Origin of the sequence: Mycolicibacterium rhodesiae (assembly GCF_002086695.1) — a bacterium.
GTDB classification, from domain to species: Bacteria; Actinomycetota; Actinomycetes; order Mycobacteriales; family Mycobacteriaceae; genus Mycobacterium; species Mycobacterium rhodesiae.
In genome coordinates, this window is record NZ_MVIH01000001.1 from 13,206 (window position 1) to 30,046 (window position 16,841).

The window sequence follows — 16,841 nt, forward strand, 5'->3', positions numbered from 1 at the left end:
CTCTGGAGTGACACTCGGCGCGAGGCAACGCCGGGATTAATGCACTTCAGTTCGGGGTTATACCTCGCGTACCATTGGAAATCCGGCCGTACCTCGGCTGGGGTGCGAGGGGCTGATCGGTTTCGACTTCGCGCATCGAATCAAGGGAAGCGTGCCGGTGCAGGCAAGAGACCACCGTAAGCGTCGTTGCAACCAATTAAGCGCCGATTCCAATCAGCGCGATTACGCTCTCGCTGCCTAAGCGAAGCTAATCCGTCAGACCGGGACTGCCCTCGACCCGGACCCTGGCGTCATCTAGAGGGACCCACCCACGGGTTCGGTCGCGGGACCTGTGGGGACATCAAACAGCGACTGGGATCGTCATCCTGACTTGTTCGCGAGATCAGGAGATCCAAGTAGAGGCATAGCGGACTGCGCACGGAGAAGCCTTGAGGGAATGCCGTAGGACCCGGGTTCAATTCCCGGCAGCTCCACAAATGAATAGCTGGTCTGAGCCCCGAATCCGGGGCTCTTTCCATGTCCACACTCTGCGGTACCGACGAGGGTCCAGCAGCACTGACGGTCGGCGAATCCACTCCGGCCCACTAGAAGACCGCCCAGCGGGTGCGAACAGGTGAACTGAAGCCGTGGGGACAAAAACTTTTGGGAATGGCCCCGACCCTGCATCCGTGAAAGCACGCGGGAAGACGCCGCGGCGCAACCGGAGAAAACATGTGCAAGCGGAAATAAAACCGGCTCTGTCGGCGGTACATTGTCCGCAACCACGGGCCGGGGGTTTCGATGGATATTGCACGGCGGATGACGGCGACCATGGTCGCAGTGATGATTGCGTTGGCACTGGTCACTGGACCACGCGCTCCGACTCCTAAGGTGGAGATCCATGCCGTGGTACTGACGTCAACGGCAAGCTCGATCGCTGGTGATCTCGACGCCCTGCGCGACAAGATCGACCGGACCATACGGCTGGGAATATTCATCGTCACGTCCCCAGTGACGGCGCCGATCATCGTGCTCGGCATAATCCAGGGCTTCGTGTGCACAGTGGCGTCATGCCGTTTCACCTGCGGTTCGCCGTGCTTAGGGGGACCGCCGCCGAATTTGTCTGGCCTTGCCGTTCAACTCGAAAAGTTCTTCTTCCCGCCTACCGCAGCAGCGAAGGGACTCCCTGCCGTCCGCCCTAAGACCGCTGCCGGCCCCGCGAGCACCGCCCACCCTGGTGCGTCAAAGCCGCGTCACGGGGTCGGCTTGATAAGAAGGGCGGCTACAGCCTCGCCGCAACAACACTCAGGTCGGGCGCACAGCGGTCGTTGACATCGCAGCACCGGAGCGTGCTTGCGACCGTGAAGGCCTTGAGGGACTGCGAACTTGGAGAGCCCGTTTTCGGCGAAGTCGGCATACAGCGTTGACGCAGGCGTTAGATGGATGGGTCACATCCGTCTGGAGGGCCGACCCGTGGGCAAACACGTCATCAACTCCACCAAATTCACCGGCATCGTTCTTCTGAATGCACTCGCTGCGGGGGCGTTCGCGACCGCGGGACTGGGATCGGCACCGACTGCCAGCGCCACGTGTGCCTCGTTCTCCACCATCAAAGTGGGCACCGGTTGTTCGAGCACCCTGTTCGGCCTCGCCATCGCCATAGGTCCGGGTGCGACGGCATCGGCCGACTACTTCAGCGTCGCCTTGGCGGTCGGCAACAAAGCACGGTCCGGAGTCGGCCTATTCGATATCGGTGGCGCCTTCGGAACGAATGCGCTAGCCAATGACGCAGGCGCATTCGAGGTGGCTGCCCAAGTCGGGTCGGGCGACTCTCAGACGGGGGGACTGTTCAATCTTGCAATCGACATCACCCCCGGTAACGGGCCCGCCCACTACCAGTCGGTCCTTGCCGAGGGCTTTGGCGACGTCGCTGTAAACCTGTACGGTTACGGGACGTCGATCATCAGCCATCGGGTGAACGCATTCGGTGTCTTGAGCGGCGCCGTGAATATCAGCGGGACAAACAACGTCGTCGAGTCACACGATGGCGTCTTCAACACCGCCTTCGCCATAAATGGCACGTCGACCAATGTCGACGCCGGCGGCGGTCCACTCGCGTTGGCGGGTTCGATCAACCAAGCCCATGCGACCCTCTCCAAGGTCGGCCCCGGCTTCAACATCAACCACTTGGTCGTGGGTGGGGCCACCGCCGTCAATCCCGCCGCGCAGGCTAGCGATTTCGCCCCGGCCGCCCACTCACGCCGCAGCAATACGGCGACAGCGCGCGTCCCGAAACATTGAGATCGTCGACCAGCTACAGGTTTACGAGGCCAACCGCCTTGACCATGAGCAACAGGGGTGGCCTGCCTTCGTCGCTACATCTTGAAGCTCGGCACCAGCCGGGTGAGGTTCCACAATTGATTGCGCCGGGCCGCCAGTGAGGTCAGCAATATCGATCCCAACCACAGGCCGACCATGAAGATCAGTGCCTGCCACAGTCGGCCGTCGATACCACCGAGGATCAACTGGCGTAGTCCATTGACGCCGTAGGTCATCGGGTCGAGCCGGTGGAAAGCCTGGAACGGCTTGGTGGTGGTCTCGACGGGATAGAGTCCGCCGGCGCTGACGAGTTGCAGCATCAGCAGCGTCATCAACAGCACCTTGCCCAACACCGGGCCCAACAGGGCGCTGATCGCCTGTGCCACCGCGATGAAGGCGCATGACGCCAGCATCATGAAGCCCAACATTGCCACCGGATGCTCGGCGTGCACGTGCAGAGCGAAATGCACGACGCAGTACAGGATCACCGCCTGGGGAATCCCGATCAAGACGGCGGGCAGGTAGCTGGCCAGCGTCACGCGCAGCGGACTGATCTCCGCGGCGATCGCACGATTCTGCAACGGGCGGAACGCCATCCACAACAGCATTGCGCCGAAGAACAGTGCGAGCGTGAGGAAGAACGGCGCCATGCCGGCGGCGAAGTTCGGCGCTGAATTCTCGTGTGAACTCGTCAGCTGAACCGGACCGCCGATCGTGTCGGCGATGGCGTCCTTCTGCTGCGGACTCCAGTCGGGAACCTTCTGCGCGCCCTCGGAGAGCTTGGTCGCGAGCTCATTCGCCCCGGAACTCAACTGCACGGTACCGGATTTCAGCTGCCGGGCGCCGTCGTCGAGTTTGACGATGCCGGCGTTGAGCTGTGCGTTGCCCGACGCCACCTGCTGGGCGCCGTCGCGCAATTGGTTGAGCTTGTCGGTGAGTTCCTTGCCCTTGGCCGAGATATCGGTGAGCGCGGAACCGACGGGACCGCCCCCGTTGGCGGCCGCACGTGCCTTGTCGAGCTTCGCCTGGATGTCTGCGGTCCGCTGGTGGGCCAGCAGTTGGTCGCGGGTCTCCCGCAGCTTCCCGGTGGCGATCACCGACACCGGATCCTGGTTGACCGAGAGGCTGTCGATGATCGACGTCAACGACTGAGCCGCAGTGTCTTGCGCCCCGGCAATGGTGTCGAGTTCGTTGGACGCATCCGTGAGCGCGGACGAGCTGTCCTGCACCTGACCGTTGACCTGATCGCTCTGCGTGCCGATTTGTGCCAGCAGGTTGGTGATCTTCAGCAGGGGATCGGTGGCGGTGTTGATGCCGTCGGACAGCTTGCGGGAGCCGGCGGACAGCTCTGCAGATCCGCTGCGGGCGGTATCGAGGCCACTCGCCAATTGGCCTGCGCCACTGTCGAGTTGGGCCGCCCCATCAGAGAGCTGACGCGCTCCGTCGGCCGCCTGCTTGATCCCGGCCCCCGAGGTGGTGATCACCGACAGCACCTGGTTGACCGCCTGTCCGGAGATCCGGGTCGACACGGCATTGAGCACCTGCTCCAAAGCCGTGCGGCCGATGCTCGACGAGATGTAGTTGTTGGCGTCGTTGTATTCGGCGATCAGTTGTGCCTTGCGGGGATTGCCGCTGGTGGGCGAGGCGATGGCCTCGCTGAAGTCCGGCGGCAATTCCAGCATGAAGTAATACTTGCCGTGCGCGACCCCGTCGCGCGCCTCGGCGTCGTCGACCAGGTGCCAGTCCAGGCTGGCGTCATCGGTGAGGCTGTCGGCGATCTGGGAACCGACGTTCAGCGACTCACCCGACACCGTGGTTCCCCGGTCCGAATTGACCAGTGCCACAGGCATTTTGTTCACATGACCGAACGGGTCGGAGTACGCCCACAAATAGAGAGCGCCGTAAGTCAGCGGCATCAGCATCAGGACGACGACGGCGATCCGGGTCATCCGATTGCGGGCGAAGCGTTTGATCTCCGACCCCAGGGCAAGTCCGCCCACCATCTCCTAGTCCTTTCCCGCGATGTTCGGGATGTGTACTTCATGCTCGGGTGCTTGATCACCGAGCGAATTGGTCACGCCCACAACGACCAGACGGTCGGCGGCGATGGCGCCGAGGCGTTGCACCGCCTGCGCCCGTCGTGCGTTGTCACGGACCTGTTCGAGATCACCGACCACCAGCACCGGTCGGTCCGAGCACAGCGCCAAGGCGATCTGCAGCAGGAACGTCTCCAAATCGCCCAGGTCCCCGATGTAGTCGGTCGGCTTCGGGCGTTCGATGTCCCCGAACGCCAAAGCCAGTACGTCTCGGTCGACATCGGCACTCGACCGTCGGAACAGGGGAGCGAGCCAGCGGCGCTGCTCGGTGACCACCGTTCCCACGGTGACCGCCTCGTCGAGATCGTCGATGTCGCCGAAGGCCGCGATCGCGCAGTGCGTGCGGATCGCCCGCGGCGCGGTCTCGCCGAACACGGCCACGGTGCCTGCGCTCGGCTTGAGCCGGCCGGCCAGAGTGAGCAGCAGTGCCTTCTGGCTGTGGCCGCCGGGCATGTGCACCGCGTGCAGGCCGGGCCCGAGGTCCATGTCGACCTCGCTGAACAGCGGGGCGTGTTCACCGTCGACGGTCAATCCGCGCGACACGATGATCGCCTCGCTCTCGGGAAGAACCAGCTGAGGAGGGACCGCAGTGGGTCGACTCATGGTTGCCTCCTGGATATCTGCATGATTCAATACGATATGCATCCAATACGGAATGTATCGAGTCTGAAGGGCGATTTGCGGTGAAGGTCACAGAGGCGCGGACAACCCGGCGGCGCACGAACACCCGGGCGCGTCTGATCGAGGCCACCGACGAGCTCATCCGGGACAGTGGCCGGACCTGGTTCACGGTCGAGGAGGTCTGCCGGGCCGCTGGCTACACCCGTGGGGCCTTCTACTCCAGCTATGACGACATGGAAGCTCTTCTCTTCGAGGTCTACGAGCACCAGAACGACGCCCTCGTGGAGCGGTTGCGGAGTACGGCCGAGCCCTTGCTGCGATCCAAGGGGGTTCTCGAAACCGACCGCGTGGTGCGCCAATTGCTGAAGGCGGGTGTGGCCGATCAACCGCGGATCGCCCTGCATGCCGCGCTGGTGGCTCGCGCGGCCCATCAGCCCGAGATCGCCCACGCGCTGGACGCACAGGTCGAGCGCTTTCGGGAAGGTCTGCAAGGGATCTTCGTCGCGCTGATCGCCAAGACCGGGCGGACGATGACCGTCACTCCGGAGGCGTTCACCCGCGCGCTGATGGCCGCCCAGGCCGGCGCCTCCGGCCAGTTCCTCAGCGATCGTGCCGCCACCGAGGAAGTCCGCTACCTGACCGCGCTGGCCGTGGTGGAAGGGCTCTCCGTCTGACGCCCCCCATGCAGGTCAGGCCGCGAATCCCGCAATATTTTCTTTGCTGTCAATAGCTGATCGGAGCAAGACGGCCACACCCTCGCAGCTCATCCGGCTGGAAGAGGGGTTAGATTGAAGCATGCCTATTCGCTGCACGCGTGGGCACCCGGTGGGGAGCGACCGGTCAACCGGTCGCTGGGTCGGGCTGGTTGCTTCGCCATTGTTCGTCACGAGCGCACTGCTCGTCGGTCCTGTCGCGCCACCGCTGGCGTCGGGTGCCCACTGTCCTGACGCCGAGGTCGTCTTCGCCCGCGGTACCGACGAGCCCGCCGGGATGGGCCGGGTCGGTGACGCCCTCGTCGACGCCCTGCGCAAGCAAGCGCCCAGCCTGAACATCGACACCTACGCGGTCAACTACAAGGCCACCAAGCTGCAGCTACACGGCGGCGACGGCGCCAACGACGTGATCTCGCACATCAAATCGACGGTGTCGTCCTGCCCGGATACCAAGATCGTCCTCGGCGGATACTCCCAAGGCGCCAGCGTGATCGACATCGTCGCCGGCGTTCCGGTGGGCGGCATTCCCTGGGGGAGTTCGCTGCCACCGGAATACGTCAAGAACGTCGTCGCCGTCGCGACCTTCGGCAATGTGGCTACCCGCACCAACCAAGCGCTGCCCACCACGAGCGCTCTGCTCGGCGCCAAAGCCATCGACCTGTGCAATCCGGCTGACCCGATCTGCCACGCGGGCCTGGGTAACGAGTGGAGCGGCCACACCGAGGGCTACGTGCCCGGCTACACCAACCAGGCGGCGACGTTCGTCGCGGCCAAGCTGCTCGCCGGGATCAGTCAGCACATGCCGGGCTACGGCAGCGCGCCCGGATACGGCCCGACGACGCCCTACGGCCCGGACTCGATGTACGCGCCGCTGCCCGGGTACGGGCCCGTCACCTCCCTGCCCGGGCCGCAGCCCAGCTATCCCGCGGAGGTGCCGAGCTACCCGTCGCAGTCACCCACGACCAGCCCGCCGACGGTCGTGCCCAGCGCTCCGTCGTCCGGCACGGGATTCGTGTAACTCCTCGATTCACGACGTGCGCGAATAGCGCCGTACTCTTCCACCGTGAACGCGATTGACCCCGACAAGCTCAACACCTGCCTGCAGGTGTTGGCCGACGTCGAATCGTTGCCACCTGAGCACCCCGACGCCGTAGCCGTACGCCGGGCCACTGCGGGCATCTTCAAATCGGTCAGGAAGGCCCGCCGCAAAGCCAAGCGCGATGAGGTCGCGGCCGCCGATCGAGCCGTCATCGCGGCTACCGCGACCGGGGCGCCCGGCCGGATCGACGACGAGACGGCCGGCTTGCCGTTGGTGTCGACGGCGGCAGGGGCCTCGGCGGGCACGTTGCTCCGGTCTCGGGCCTGCTACATCTGCAAGACCCACCACACCGTCGTCGACGCCTTCTATCACCAGCTCTGTCCGGAGTGCGCGGCACTCAACAGGGCCAAGCGCGACGCCCGTACCGACCTCACCGGCCGACGCGCACTGCTCACCGGCGGGCGGGCCAAGATCGGCATGTACATCGCGCTGCGACTGCTTCGCGACGGTGCCCACACCACGATCACCACCCGGTTTCCCAACGACGCCGTGCGCCGATTCGCCGCGATGCCCGACAGCGCCGACTGGATCGACCGGCTGCGCATCGTCGGTATCGACCTGCGCGACCCGGCCCAGGTCGTCGCGCTCGCGGACTCAGTGGCTGCTCAGGGCCCACTGGACATCCTGATCAACAACGCCGCGCAGACGGTGCGCCGGGCTCCCGGCTCGTACGCGGCACTCGTCGAGGCGGAGCGGACCCCGGCCCCCGAACTCGTCGACGTGGTCACCTTCGACCGGGTGAGCGACGCCCACCCCGCCGCGCTCGCCGGCAGTCTCGCCGAGCATCAGAGCCCGCACGCGCTCACCGAACTCGCGCTCACCGCGCGCAGCGCCTCGCCCGAGCGAATCGCGGCAGGCACCGCGATCGACGCAGGTGGGCTGCTGCCCGACACCGCGGCGATCAACAGTTGGACGCAGCGCGTGCACGAAGTCGACGCGATGGAACTGCTCGAGGTTCAGCTGTGCAACCAGACTGCGCCGTTCATTCTGGTGAGTCGGCTGCGGGCGGCGCTGGCGTCGTCATCGGCCCGCCGGAAATACGTCGTGAACGTGTCGGCCATGGAGGGGCAGTTCGGCCGCGCCTACAAGGGCCCCGGGCATCCGCACACGAACATGGCGAAGGCTGCGCTGAACATGCTGACCCGCACCAGCGCCGGTGAAATGCTGGAGCAGGACGGCATTCTCATGACCGCCGTCGATACCGGCTGGATCACCGACGAGCGCCCGCATCCGACCAAGCTGCGGCTGGCCGACGAGGGATTTCACGCGCCGCTCGACCTCGTCGACGGTGCCGCCCGGGTGTACGACCCGATCGTCCGGGGCGAGGCCGGCGAAGATCTGCACGGCTGCTTCTTGAAGGACTACTCACCCAGCGGCTGGTGACACCTGCCCGCTAACGGGCGATGCCGGTACGGCTCAGCCCCCGGCGAAGGTGCACCGCCGCGATCGCGCGCGGGTTCTCGAACAGCGGCAGCCGGCGCAGTCGCCGGCGGACCACCGAACGACCCATGAATCCGGCGAGGACACCGAGGACGAAATACCCCCGGCTCCGCTGGTTGGCCTCCCGCCGAAGCCCGGCGACGTAACCGCAGACCGCAGCGAGCGCGGCGGTCGTCAAGACCACCACGATCATCAGCCCAACCGCGTCCACGGAAACGATCACACCATCGTCGGTGCCACATCAGTAGGGGATGACTGAAGGTCGTGACCGAACCGAATACCTAGCGTTACCGTCAATTGGATAGGAACTCGCATCTGAGTCCCGTCGGCGACTATGTGCGAATGGCTCGTTCGGCCAGGTCGTCTTGGCTAGGCTCCGGCTTGGCAAGCAGCGCCGACACCGTCTACGAGTCCGATTCGGAGCAGACGACCATGGCCAACATCGTCCTTGTCAACCCGCGGTTCGAGGTGTCGTACTGGGGCTTGGAACATGCACTCCCGCTGCTCGGCAAGAAGTGCAACGTCCCGACCGCCTGCCTGCCGCTGTTGGCCGCCCTGACGCCGCCGGAGCATCGCGTCACGCTCGTCGACGAGAACGTCGAGGACATCGACTTCGACAAGCTGGCGAAGGCCGACATCGTCGGGCTCACCGGCATGATCGTGCAACGCCGGCGGATGCTCGAGATCATCAACGAGCTCAAGGCCCGTGGCGTGTTCGTCGTCGTCGGCGGTCCGTGGGTCAGCGTGCAGGAGGACTACTTCGACGGTCTGGCCGACGCGATCTTCGTCGGCGAGGCCGAGACCACCTGGCCGCAGTTCCTCGAGGACTGGAAGCACGGCCGCCGGCAATACCGCTACGAGCAGGCCGAACGCACCGACATGACGACCGTGCCGGTGCCGCGCTACGACCTGTTGAAAACCAAGAACTATGTGTTCGGCAGTGTGCAGTTCAGCCGGGGTTGTCCGTTCCAATGCGAGTTCTGCGACATCATCGTCACTTTCGGTCGTAAGCCGAGGCTCAAGACCAGTGCGCAGGTGATCGCCGAACTGGAAGCGATGCGCAAGGCCGGCCTGTCGATCGGCTTCATCGTCGACGACAACCTGATCGGCAACAAGGCCGCCGTGAAGGTGCTGCTGCAGGATGTCCACGCCTGGCAGGAGCGCGAAGGATATCCCTTGCAATTCTTCACCGAAGCGTCGCTGAACCTGGCCGAAGACGACGAGCTGATGGAGTTGATGGTCGCCGCGAACGTGACGGTGGTGTTCATCGGAATCGAGAGCCCCAATGAGGATTCGCTGAAGGAGGCGAAGAAGTACCAGAACGTGAAGAAGGGTGGCACGATCGTCGATCGCGTCCGCAAGGTGCAGGACGCCGGGCTGGAAGTCTGGTGCGGCATGATCGTCGGCTTCGACAACGACGACACCCGAATCTTCAAGGAACAAGCCGACTTCATCGGTCAGACCGACATCATGCACGCCATGGTGGGCATGCTCGCCGCGATCCCCAAGACACCGCTACATGCGCGGCTGAAGAATGAAGACCGCCTCGACCTCGACGACGAGCAGACCTTCGGCACCAACGTCATACCGCTCAACATGAGCAGAGACGAGTTGCGCGACGGCTACATCGGTCTGATGCGCGACCTCTACGACCCCGACTTCTACTTCGACCGGCTCGAAAGTCTCTATCTATCAAGAAAATTCGACTTCGGGAGGGCCCGCAACGCGTACCTGCGCGAGCGTCCGTGGCGCCGGCTCAAAGCCCAGTTATTCGACGCTGCACGGGCATTCGGCCTGTTCCTGCTGTTGATGAAGAACGTCCCCGACACGCAGTTACGCCAGATCTACCGGCGCCGGATGTGGAAGATGATTCGGAGCCGGCCAGACCCCGGTGTCTTGTTCGTCAGCGTGGTCAAGTGCGCGACGCACTACCACCACTACACGATGTCGCGGGAGATGTCCGAGCGCCGGACCCTGGTCAATACCTTTTAGTTCTCGTGCTGGCCGTTGCCGTTACTGCCGGCGACCTGCTCCAGGAACTGGACGGCCAACACCCGCACAGGCACGTTCGTCTGCTGGCTCTGTTTGCGCAACACGTCGAACGCCGCGTCGGAATCGATTCCGTGCATGGCCATCAACACGCCCTTGGCCTGCTCGATCGGCGCCCGGCTCTGCAGCACCCGCTGGATGGACTCGGCGGTGTCCCGGGCGGACTTGTAGCGGGCGAAGTCGCCGATCGCCCGCGAGACCGCCTTGGTCAGCAGATCGAGGACTTCGGCGTCCAGATCGTCGAAGGCGTGAAACGCCCTGCCGTACAGGTTGAACGACCCGAGCGTCAGATCGTCGGTGAACAGCGGTGCCGCCAGGAAGCTGTGGATCGCCTCGTCACGCGCGGCAGTCGCGAAGCGCGGCCACGCCGCCATGGCTTCTTCGGAGTCCAGCTGCACGACGGTGCGGGTTCGTGAAGCGTGCAGGCAAGGACCTTCACCGGCGTGGTACTGCTCACTGTCGATGCGCAAGGTGCGCTCGTCGGTGTGCACCGCTGTGTAGGTCAGCCCACCGAGGTCGATCGTGATCCCCGTGCAGTCCGCGCCCTGAATGGCCTCCTGGGCGATCGAGGCGACACGTTGTAGCAGCGTCAGCAGCTCGTCCTCGTCATTGACGCTGCGACCGGCGTCGACCAGGAGCCGTCCGAGCTGGGCGGCCGACATGGCGTTGCGGGTGGCAGCCTCTATGACGATCTCGGCCGCCTGCTCAGCGTCGGTTCCATCCAGCGGCTCGGCCGGGATGGAGTCCTCGACGCGCGGGTCGCTGTGCTCCATGGGGTGAGTGTCCCACCTTCGGGACTTCTGGTTGCTGTAAGGGCTATCTAGGGCAGCACCGTGTGCATCAGCATCACGTTGTAGGCCGACCACAGCGAGAGGTTGTAGTAGAGCTCGCGGCCCGTCGACCAGGGATGCAGGAACGGCGCGTAGATGCCGCCGGGGATCTGCATCGACGACACCAGCATCTGCTCCGGACCCCACGGCCCCTGCGGCGCCGGCGCGGTCCGCATGACCACGTCGTTGTTGCCGTTGCAGTACAGCACCAGGTACTGCTTCAAGTAGTTGTTGAATTGCGCCGACATCTCGCCGACCGGGCCGGGGATCACCGGTGTGGCCGCCGCGGGGCTGCCCGCAACCCAGCTGTTGCTGTCGGCGTTCCAGTACTCGTACTTCGTCAGGTCCGGGATCAACCCGGGGGACACCCGCGCCACGTACGCCGACCCGCCCCGCCCGTTGGGTGTGCCGAACGAATAGATGTACGGATCGCCGGGGCCGGGCTTGAGGAACGCGCCCATCTGGAACTTCTCGTTGCCGTTGGACGGCTGACGGACGGTGCCGGGATACACCCCCCAGGTTTCGCCGTTGTCGGTCGACGTCGCGATCGCCGAGTAGTTCGTGGTCCACGCGCCGTAGTTGTCCCAGCTCCGGATGGACATGAAGTTCAGGAACTGGTTCGGCCCGACGGCCACGCCGGACGTCGGGATGATGCCCGTCTCCTGCGGCGCACCGTTGATGCTGTTGATCACCTGCTTGGCGATGCCGGGCCGCCACACCGGGGCGCCCGAGTACTTGTTGCCGACGGCGCCGTCGGGCACGGCAACGGTATTGGCCAGCGATCCGTCGCTGCTGCGCATCAGCGTGTTGTAGCGCCACTGCTTGCCGGGGATCATGCAGAACCCATTGGTGTCGCCGAAGGCCAGCAGGACCTGACGATGGCTGGGATCACCGTTGTCCCACATGATTCCGAGATCGGTTCCGGTGATGGCGAACTTCTGGACGGTCTGATTCGGGCTGTCCGGTCCGGTCACCCAGCCGACCACCGACGTTCCCGGCGGCGCGGTCGACGGCGCCGGTTGCGCGGCGGCGGGAGCCGGTTGGGGTTGGGCGGGAGCGGGTTTCGGTGCCGGCGCGACCGCCGCCTGCTTCTGCACCTGTCCCGAATTGGGCATGAACGCGTTGATGAGCATCTTGCCCAATGTCGGCAGCGGCGCCTGGTCGTTGGCGCCGACCGGCTTATGCCCGATCGGGCGGTCGAACGGCGCTATGGCCGACGGTTGCGGAATCTGAAACGCCTGGTTTGCGGCGGGCTGCGCCGCCGCGGATGCGCCTTCACACGGGTCCGCGGCCGCAGGTGGCGCGACACCGGTGGCTGCGCAGAGGCCGACGACCAGCGTCGAGGCCAGCGACAGCGAGGGGATGCGGGGGCGCGGCGACACGACACACCTTTCGGAGGCGGGACGTCGCTGTGACGTCTGTTGACCTTTGTGACGATAGGGACCCGTGTGTCTTTTGCGACCGGCGATGCATCGATAGGTACGCGTCCGTGACCGTGTCGCAACCAAGGGGGTGCTCGGTGGGTTACTGTGCGCATGAAATTCGCCCAACACAGGAGGCACTGATGAGACGTGGATTCTCTACGGCGGCAGCCGTTGCCGTAGCGGTCGCACTGACCGGTACCGCCTGTAGCAACTCCGACTCCGGCAACAAGGCGCCGGCATCCGCGAGCTCGGCGACGACCGCGAGTTCGGCGGCGACGGCTGCGAGTTCGGCGGCGACGGCTGCGAGTTCGGCCCCGGTGGCCGCCGACAAGCTGCCTTCGCTGGTACCGACGCCCGCGAACAGCCAGACGACCAAGGGGCCGGACAACATCGCTGACGGCGGAATCCACCTCTACTTTCAGGTCAACGGGTCACCCAACGATGTGATGACGGCCTACAAGGCAGCGCTGGAAGAGAAGGGTTGGACGGTGACCACCATGGTCACCTCGGGCGGCCAAGGCGGGGGCGGCGCCACGTATACCGGAACCAATGGCGGCGCCTACGGCGTGTTCGACGGCGGCGGCTACAGCGCCAACACCTACCTCGATGTCTGCGCGTGGCCTACCAAGCCCGCGAATCCCAATTGCAGTCGGGGCGATCGCTAGGCCGGCGTACGGCGGGCAGGCGAGGACGCGGGGAAAAACGAAAAAATGAAGGACTGAAAGCCACAGCCTCTGTGGTCCTTCGAAAAATCCGCACCTGGCGGGATCCGCGTCCTCATCGAGGATTGAATCGCAATTCCGTGACGGCCGCAAGAGCCTACGTAGCTGCCCGACGTCCGCGGTCACCGCAGGTTGCGCAGTCTCACAAGTGACATCAGCCCCAGTTCCCCGCGCAACATCGCGGGTGGCACAACGCGAAAGCCTCGCACCCCGGGTCGCCCGGTCGCGCACTGGGCGATCTTGCGCGCGATGCGAAAGTCGAGGTCCTTCAAGGTATTGCGATCGGTCGTGGTGTCCAACAACGACGACAAGCCCGGTACTGCAAAGGGATTCGTTACGTCGAGCATCACGTTGGTCGCCATCACCAGCTGATGTGCCCGGTCCTGAACCGGCAACGGACGCAAGGCGGCCGCCACCCCGTCGATCCGTGCGGCGACGCGGCCGACGAAGCGGCGCAGCCGATGTGGCGCCACGGCCATGCTGCCGTCGTAGCTGACCGAGAGGCCCAGCGAATCAATGCGCCCACGCCCGAGGTAGGCGGGATCGTCGGCAGACGGTCGGCCGGTCGCGCTCAGCGCGGTCCGGAGTTCCTTCCCGAGTTTGCGTTTGACGCCCAACTCGCCCAGCAGCGCGTCGATGCGCATGTCGGCCTCGTGCAGCGCGGACAGATCCGGATGCGCGATCAAGAAGTCGTCGTTGTAGCGGGCGTAGAAGATGCCGTCGATGTCCAATATCGCTTTGTCCATGGGAACGACGGCAAGGTCAGCCAGAATCGGGACAAGCGGAGTACCCATGGCCACACCGTGCACTCGGCTGAATTGCGCGCCGTCCTCGTCCCGCACGACGGGCCGAGTCAGAGCCGTGATGAGGTTCCAGACCCAGGTCGACACCGCGCCCGTCGGGCTGCCCAGCGAGACCACCTCACGCAGAATCGGCCACAGTGCGGCGTCCGGGCCGACCGGCAGATTGTCGCCGTAATGTTCGAAATCGGATTGCAGGACATACAGCGGCGGCCCTTTGGGCCCGACCCGGGCGCGGTGAGCGCGAACGAATTCGGCAAGGGCACGCATGGCACCGACATTGGTCACACCGGGCAGGTACGAGTAGACACCGGGCAAGCCGTAGCAGCACGCGTTGTGCGAGATGAGTTGGAAGAGGGCCGACCCCACGACGTGGTCGGTGAAAGCGGGCATGTGCGCAGCGCGACGCTTGCCGTTGCTGTCCAGGATCCACAGATCCACCGGTAGCGGCTGGTATTGGCCGCTGGCCACGCTGTGGGCGATCGCGCGGGCAAGGGACCGCCGATTGGTCGCGGCGTCGAAGTACGTCAGGTCGCTCTCATCGATCTGACCGAAGGTCTGCCCACGCTGCCTCTTCTTCGAGAAGATCCGAAGGATGGTGTCTTCGTAGGTCTTCGGATCGACCAGCAGCCGTTCGATGTCGATGGGATCAGCCATCGGCGACCCTCCTTGCGGCCTGGCCGATTTCCCACTCCCGTACGAGCTTGACCAAGCTCTTCAGTTTGTTGCCATCGGGGTCGGGCGGGCATACAAGCAGCATGCGAAGTGTTCCGTGTCGGTAGATGGGGGCGAGCTGGCGACCACACACCGCGACCAGGGTGGTTCCCTCATCGACACTGCGCGTGACGGCCGGCACGGCTGCCACCAGGAAGTTCTGGTCCAGGCCGCGCATATCGCGTGTTCCGTCGAGGGTCTGCAGATCCAGGGCGATCCCAGCCCGGAAGATCGAATGAAACGCGTGCACCAGGCCCGCCAGATCACTGGGGGCAGAGTTACTTTCGTTGGCCGACCGCCACAACCGGAAGGCCTCCCATCCGTCGGCGATCGGTTGTGGCGACGAGCTGCCTCGGGTCACCACGCCGCCGCTGACGGTTTGCAACACGAGATGTGGTGGGGTGCTGGTCGTATCCCTCTGCATACGTTGGTAATACATGACCTGCGTCGGGGATCTGAACGTCACATGCCCAGTGCTGTCGAATGATTCGCGCATCAGCCTCAATGCGGCCGACCTTTGCTTCGCCGTCGTCGATCTCGGAATTGTGACGTGGCCGACGCGCACCGCTTCCGGTTCCCGAGCCAGGCGGCGTAGCCAGTCGCCCACGCTCAGCACGGTCGGCAACGGCGGGTAACGCCGATCTCGCAGGTGTTGCAGGTTGATCAGCAGAATGAGCTGCAGGATCATCGCTGCCGTGATCTGGATCAGGTCAGAGGCAGGATTCGGCTTGATCCAGACCAGCCACAGGAGCACCACCAGAAACAGCATGGTGATGAGGTGGATCCCGAACCGTCCTTCGGCGAACAGTCGGATCTGGTAGATGCCGATGACGCTGCGCACCACGAACAGTGGTATCAGCGCGAGCAGGAACGTCAACGGAATGTCTTTCAGGACAAGCATTCCGAGGGCGGCGGCCAGCCCCCAGAAGTACAGCGAGGCAAGCGGCGCCACACACAGCAGGCGGTGAAAGAACACCCTTCGGAATTCGTGCAGCGCCGACACGCTGCGCAGCCGTACGAAGTCGAAATAGAAGATGCCGGCAGATTCGTAGGAGCCGCGGAACAGCGGTAGCACCAGATAGAAGAATCGGAAGGTATCCACATGGCGCCACGACGCCACGGCGGCGGTGAGGTCGAACGAGCGGGTGTTGGTGCCATAGATGCCGACGATCGCGAGAACCAGCACGGCATCCAGCCGCAGGCCGAGACCCGACAGCGTCGTCTGGATACCAAGCCAGGGTGGAATTTCCGGCAGCAGCCGCCGGACGGGCCGGCGGGGAGTCCGCAACCGCGGCCGCAGTCCGATCAGCCGGTACGTTTCCAGTGAGTAATGGATCGTGATCGCGATGGCAATGGCGTTCGACGCCACGATCGCAATGATGATGGCGACCGTGGGGTAGAAGTAGAACCCCCCGGTGATCACGGCGAGTTGGACTGCGGGGGACAGGAATATCGACCAGCGCGGCCGGTAGACCCGTCGGGTGGCGTACACACCGGAATGCAGAACCCGAACCGGAAAATTGATCGCGAGTTCGACCACGACCAGAAAGGCGTACAGATGCGCGACGGGATCGTCGCCCGACGGGCGCAACACCAGCAGGGCGACGGCGCCACCGACGGTCATGGCGATCGCGAGGGCCACAGCAAGCACGAGCCAACTGCCGATCTCGTACCCGGCGGCGTCGCGCTCACCTGACCGAGAGAATTCACGAAGGCGCTCGCGCATGATCTCCAGAAGTCCCCACCACGCGCCGCCGACGATCAGGCTGCCCGCCCGAAGCATCATGACCGTGAACGCCGCCATGCCGCCGAGGCTGGCGAGGATCAAGAAGAACTCTGCGACGTGGACCGCGAACTGCACCGTGGCGAGCACGAGCGGGTAACGCAGCCGGTACGCCAGGTACCTGGAGACCCTGCCCGTGAGGAGACTCGCATAGAGGGAGGGCACCCGGGTCTGCCCGCGGGCGGTGCGCTCGAACCAGCGATGGATGGTGTTCACCGTGGGGCGAATCTGAGCACCGGCAACTGCATGTGA

The 16,841-nt window shown here is 64.8% G+C and carries 13 protein-coding genes and 1 other RNA gene; 7 read left to right on the forward strand and 7 right to left on the reverse strand.

Annotated features, from left to right (window positions below; genetic code table 11):
• Positions 1-108: 108 nt before the first annotated feature.
• Both ssrA and BST42_RS00080 read left to right on the forward strand, forming a co-directional pair.
• Positions 109-476, forward strand: a transfer-messenger RNA (tmRNA) gene (gene ssrA / locus BST42_RS00075).
• Between the two features lie 1,117 nt (positions 477-1,593).
• Entirely contained in the window at positions 1,594-2,280 is a 687-nt protein-coding gene (locus BST42_RS00080) for a hypothetical protein (RefSeq protein ID WP_133057396.1), read from the forward strand.
• Between the two features lie 74 nt (positions 2,281-2,354).
• Here BST42_RS00080 and BST42_RS00085 read toward each other — a convergent pair whose 3' ends face one another.
• Positions 2,355-4,301: a YhgE/Pip domain-containing protein gene (locus BST42_RS00085; protein WP_083116565.1), complete on the reverse strand. Its 1,947-nt coding sequence runs from the start codon at positions 4,299-4,301 to the stop codon at positions 2,355-2,357.
• Positions 4,302-4,304: 3 nt separating this feature from the next.
• Positions 4,305-4,997, reverse strand: a complete 693-nt coding sequence (locus BST42_RS00090) for a hypothetical protein (protein WP_083116566.1) — start codon at positions 4,995-4,997, stop codon at positions 4,305-4,307.
• Positions 4,998-5,077: 80 nt separating this feature from the next.
• On the opposite strand from BST42_RS00090, the gene BST42_RS00095 reads away from it, so the two are divergent.
• The 3 genes from BST42_RS00095 (at position 5,078) to BST42_RS00105 (ending at position 8,210) form a co-directional block, all read left to right on the forward strand.
• On the forward strand, positions 5,078-5,689 hold the full coding sequence (locus BST42_RS00095) for a TetR/AcrR family transcriptional regulator (protein WP_165760752.1): 612 nt from the start codon (positions 5,078-5,080) through the stop codon (positions 5,687-5,689).
• A 121-nt stretch (positions 5,690-5,810) separates the two neighbouring features.
• Complete coding sequence (locus BST42_RS00100) at positions 5,811-6,746, forward strand: cutinase family protein (protein WP_083116568.1); 936 nt, start codon at positions 5,811-5,813, stop codon at positions 6,744-6,746.
• A gap of 45 nt (positions 6,747-6,791) precedes the next feature.
• Positions 6,792-8,210: an SDR family NAD(P)-dependent oxidoreductase gene (locus tag BST42_RS00105; RefSeq protein ID WP_083116569.1), complete on the forward strand. Its 1,419-nt coding sequence runs from the start codon at positions 6,792-6,794 to the stop codon at positions 8,208-8,210.
• 10 nt (positions 8,211-8,220) lie between these two features.
• Here the strand turns inward: BST42_RS00105 and BST42_RS00110 are convergent, their stop codons facing one another.
• Positions 8,221-8,490: a hypothetical protein gene (locus tag BST42_RS00110; protein WP_083116570.1), complete on the reverse strand. Its 270-nt coding sequence runs from the start codon at positions 8,488-8,490 to the stop codon at positions 8,221-8,223.
• 158 nt (positions 8,491-8,648) lie between these two features.
• Between BST42_RS00110 and BST42_RS00115 the strand changes: the two genes are divergently transcribed.
• Entirely contained in the window at positions 8,649-10,259 is a 1,611-nt protein-coding gene (locus BST42_RS00115; RefSeq protein WP_237159138.1) for a B12-binding domain-containing radical SAM protein, read from the forward strand.
• Here BST42_RS00115 and BST42_RS00120 read toward each other — a convergent pair.
• Together BST42_RS00120 and BST42_RS00125 are read right to left on the reverse strand one after the other, a co-directional pair.
• Positions 10,256-11,089 carry a GAF and ANTAR domain-containing protein gene (locus BST42_RS00120; RefSeq protein ID WP_083116571.1) on the reverse strand — a complete coding sequence of 278 codons (834 nt, stop codon included), beginning with the start codon at positions 11,087-11,089 and terminating at the stop codon, positions 10,256-10,258. The two genes, BST42_RS00115 and BST42_RS00120, sit on opposite strands and share 4 nt — an antisense overlap.
• 47 nt (positions 11,090-11,136) lie before the next feature.
• Positions 11,137-12,528: a glycoside hydrolase family 183 protein gene (locus BST42_RS00125; protein WP_083116572.1), complete on the reverse strand. Its 1,392-nt coding sequence runs from the start codon at positions 12,526-12,528 to the stop codon at positions 11,137-11,139.
• Positions 12,529-12,710: 182 nt separating this feature from the next.
• On the opposite strand from BST42_RS00125, the gene BST42_RS00130 reads away from it, so the two are divergent.
• Positions 12,711-13,235, forward strand: coding sequence for a hypothetical protein (locus BST42_RS00130; protein WP_083116573.1), 525 nt, complete (start codon positions 12,711-12,713; stop codon positions 13,233-13,235).
• A gap of 179 nt (positions 13,236-13,414) precedes the next feature.
• Here the strand turns inward: BST42_RS00130 and BST42_RS00135 are convergent, their stop codons facing one another.
• A complete protein-coding gene (locus tag BST42_RS00135; protein ID WP_083116574.1) occupies positions 13,415-14,749 on the reverse strand; it encodes a reverse transcriptase family protein in 1,335 nt (444 codons plus the stop codon).
• Entirely contained in the window at positions 14,742-16,805 is a 2,064-nt protein-coding gene (locus tag BST42_RS00140; RefSeq protein WP_083116575.1) for a hypothetical protein, read from the reverse strand. Before BST42_RS00140 ends, BST42_RS00135 begins: the two co-directional genes overlap by 8 nt.
• Between the last annotated feature and the right edge of the window lie 36 nt (positions 16,806-16,841).

Excerpts from the sequence above, each read along its gene's own strand:
- BST42_RS00130 (WP_083116573.1), top strand. The coding sequence starts at position 12,711 with ATGAGACGTGGATTCTCTACGGCGGCAGCCGTTGCCGTAGCGGTCGCA.
- BST42_RS00090 (WP_083116566.1), bottom strand. The coding sequence starts at position 4,997 with ATGAGTCGACCCACTGCGGTCCCTCCTCAGCTGGTTCTTCCCGAGAGC.
- BST42_RS00135 (WP_083116574.1), bottom strand. The coding sequence starts at position 14,749 with ATGGCTGATCCCATCGACATCGAACGGCTGCTGGTCGATCCGAAGACC.
- BST42_RS00100 (WP_083116568.1), top strand. The coding sequence starts at position 5,811 with ATGCCTATTCGCTGCACGCGTGGGCACCCGGTGGGGAGCGACCGGTCA.
- BST42_RS00085 (WP_083116565.1), bottom strand. The coding sequence starts at position 4,301 with ATGGTGGGCGGACTTGCCCTGGGGTCGGAGATCAAACGCTTCGCCCGC.
- BST42_RS00120 (WP_083116571.1), bottom strand. The coding sequence starts at position 11,089 with ATGGAGCACAGCGACCCGCGCGTCGAGGACTCCATCCCGGCCGAGCCG.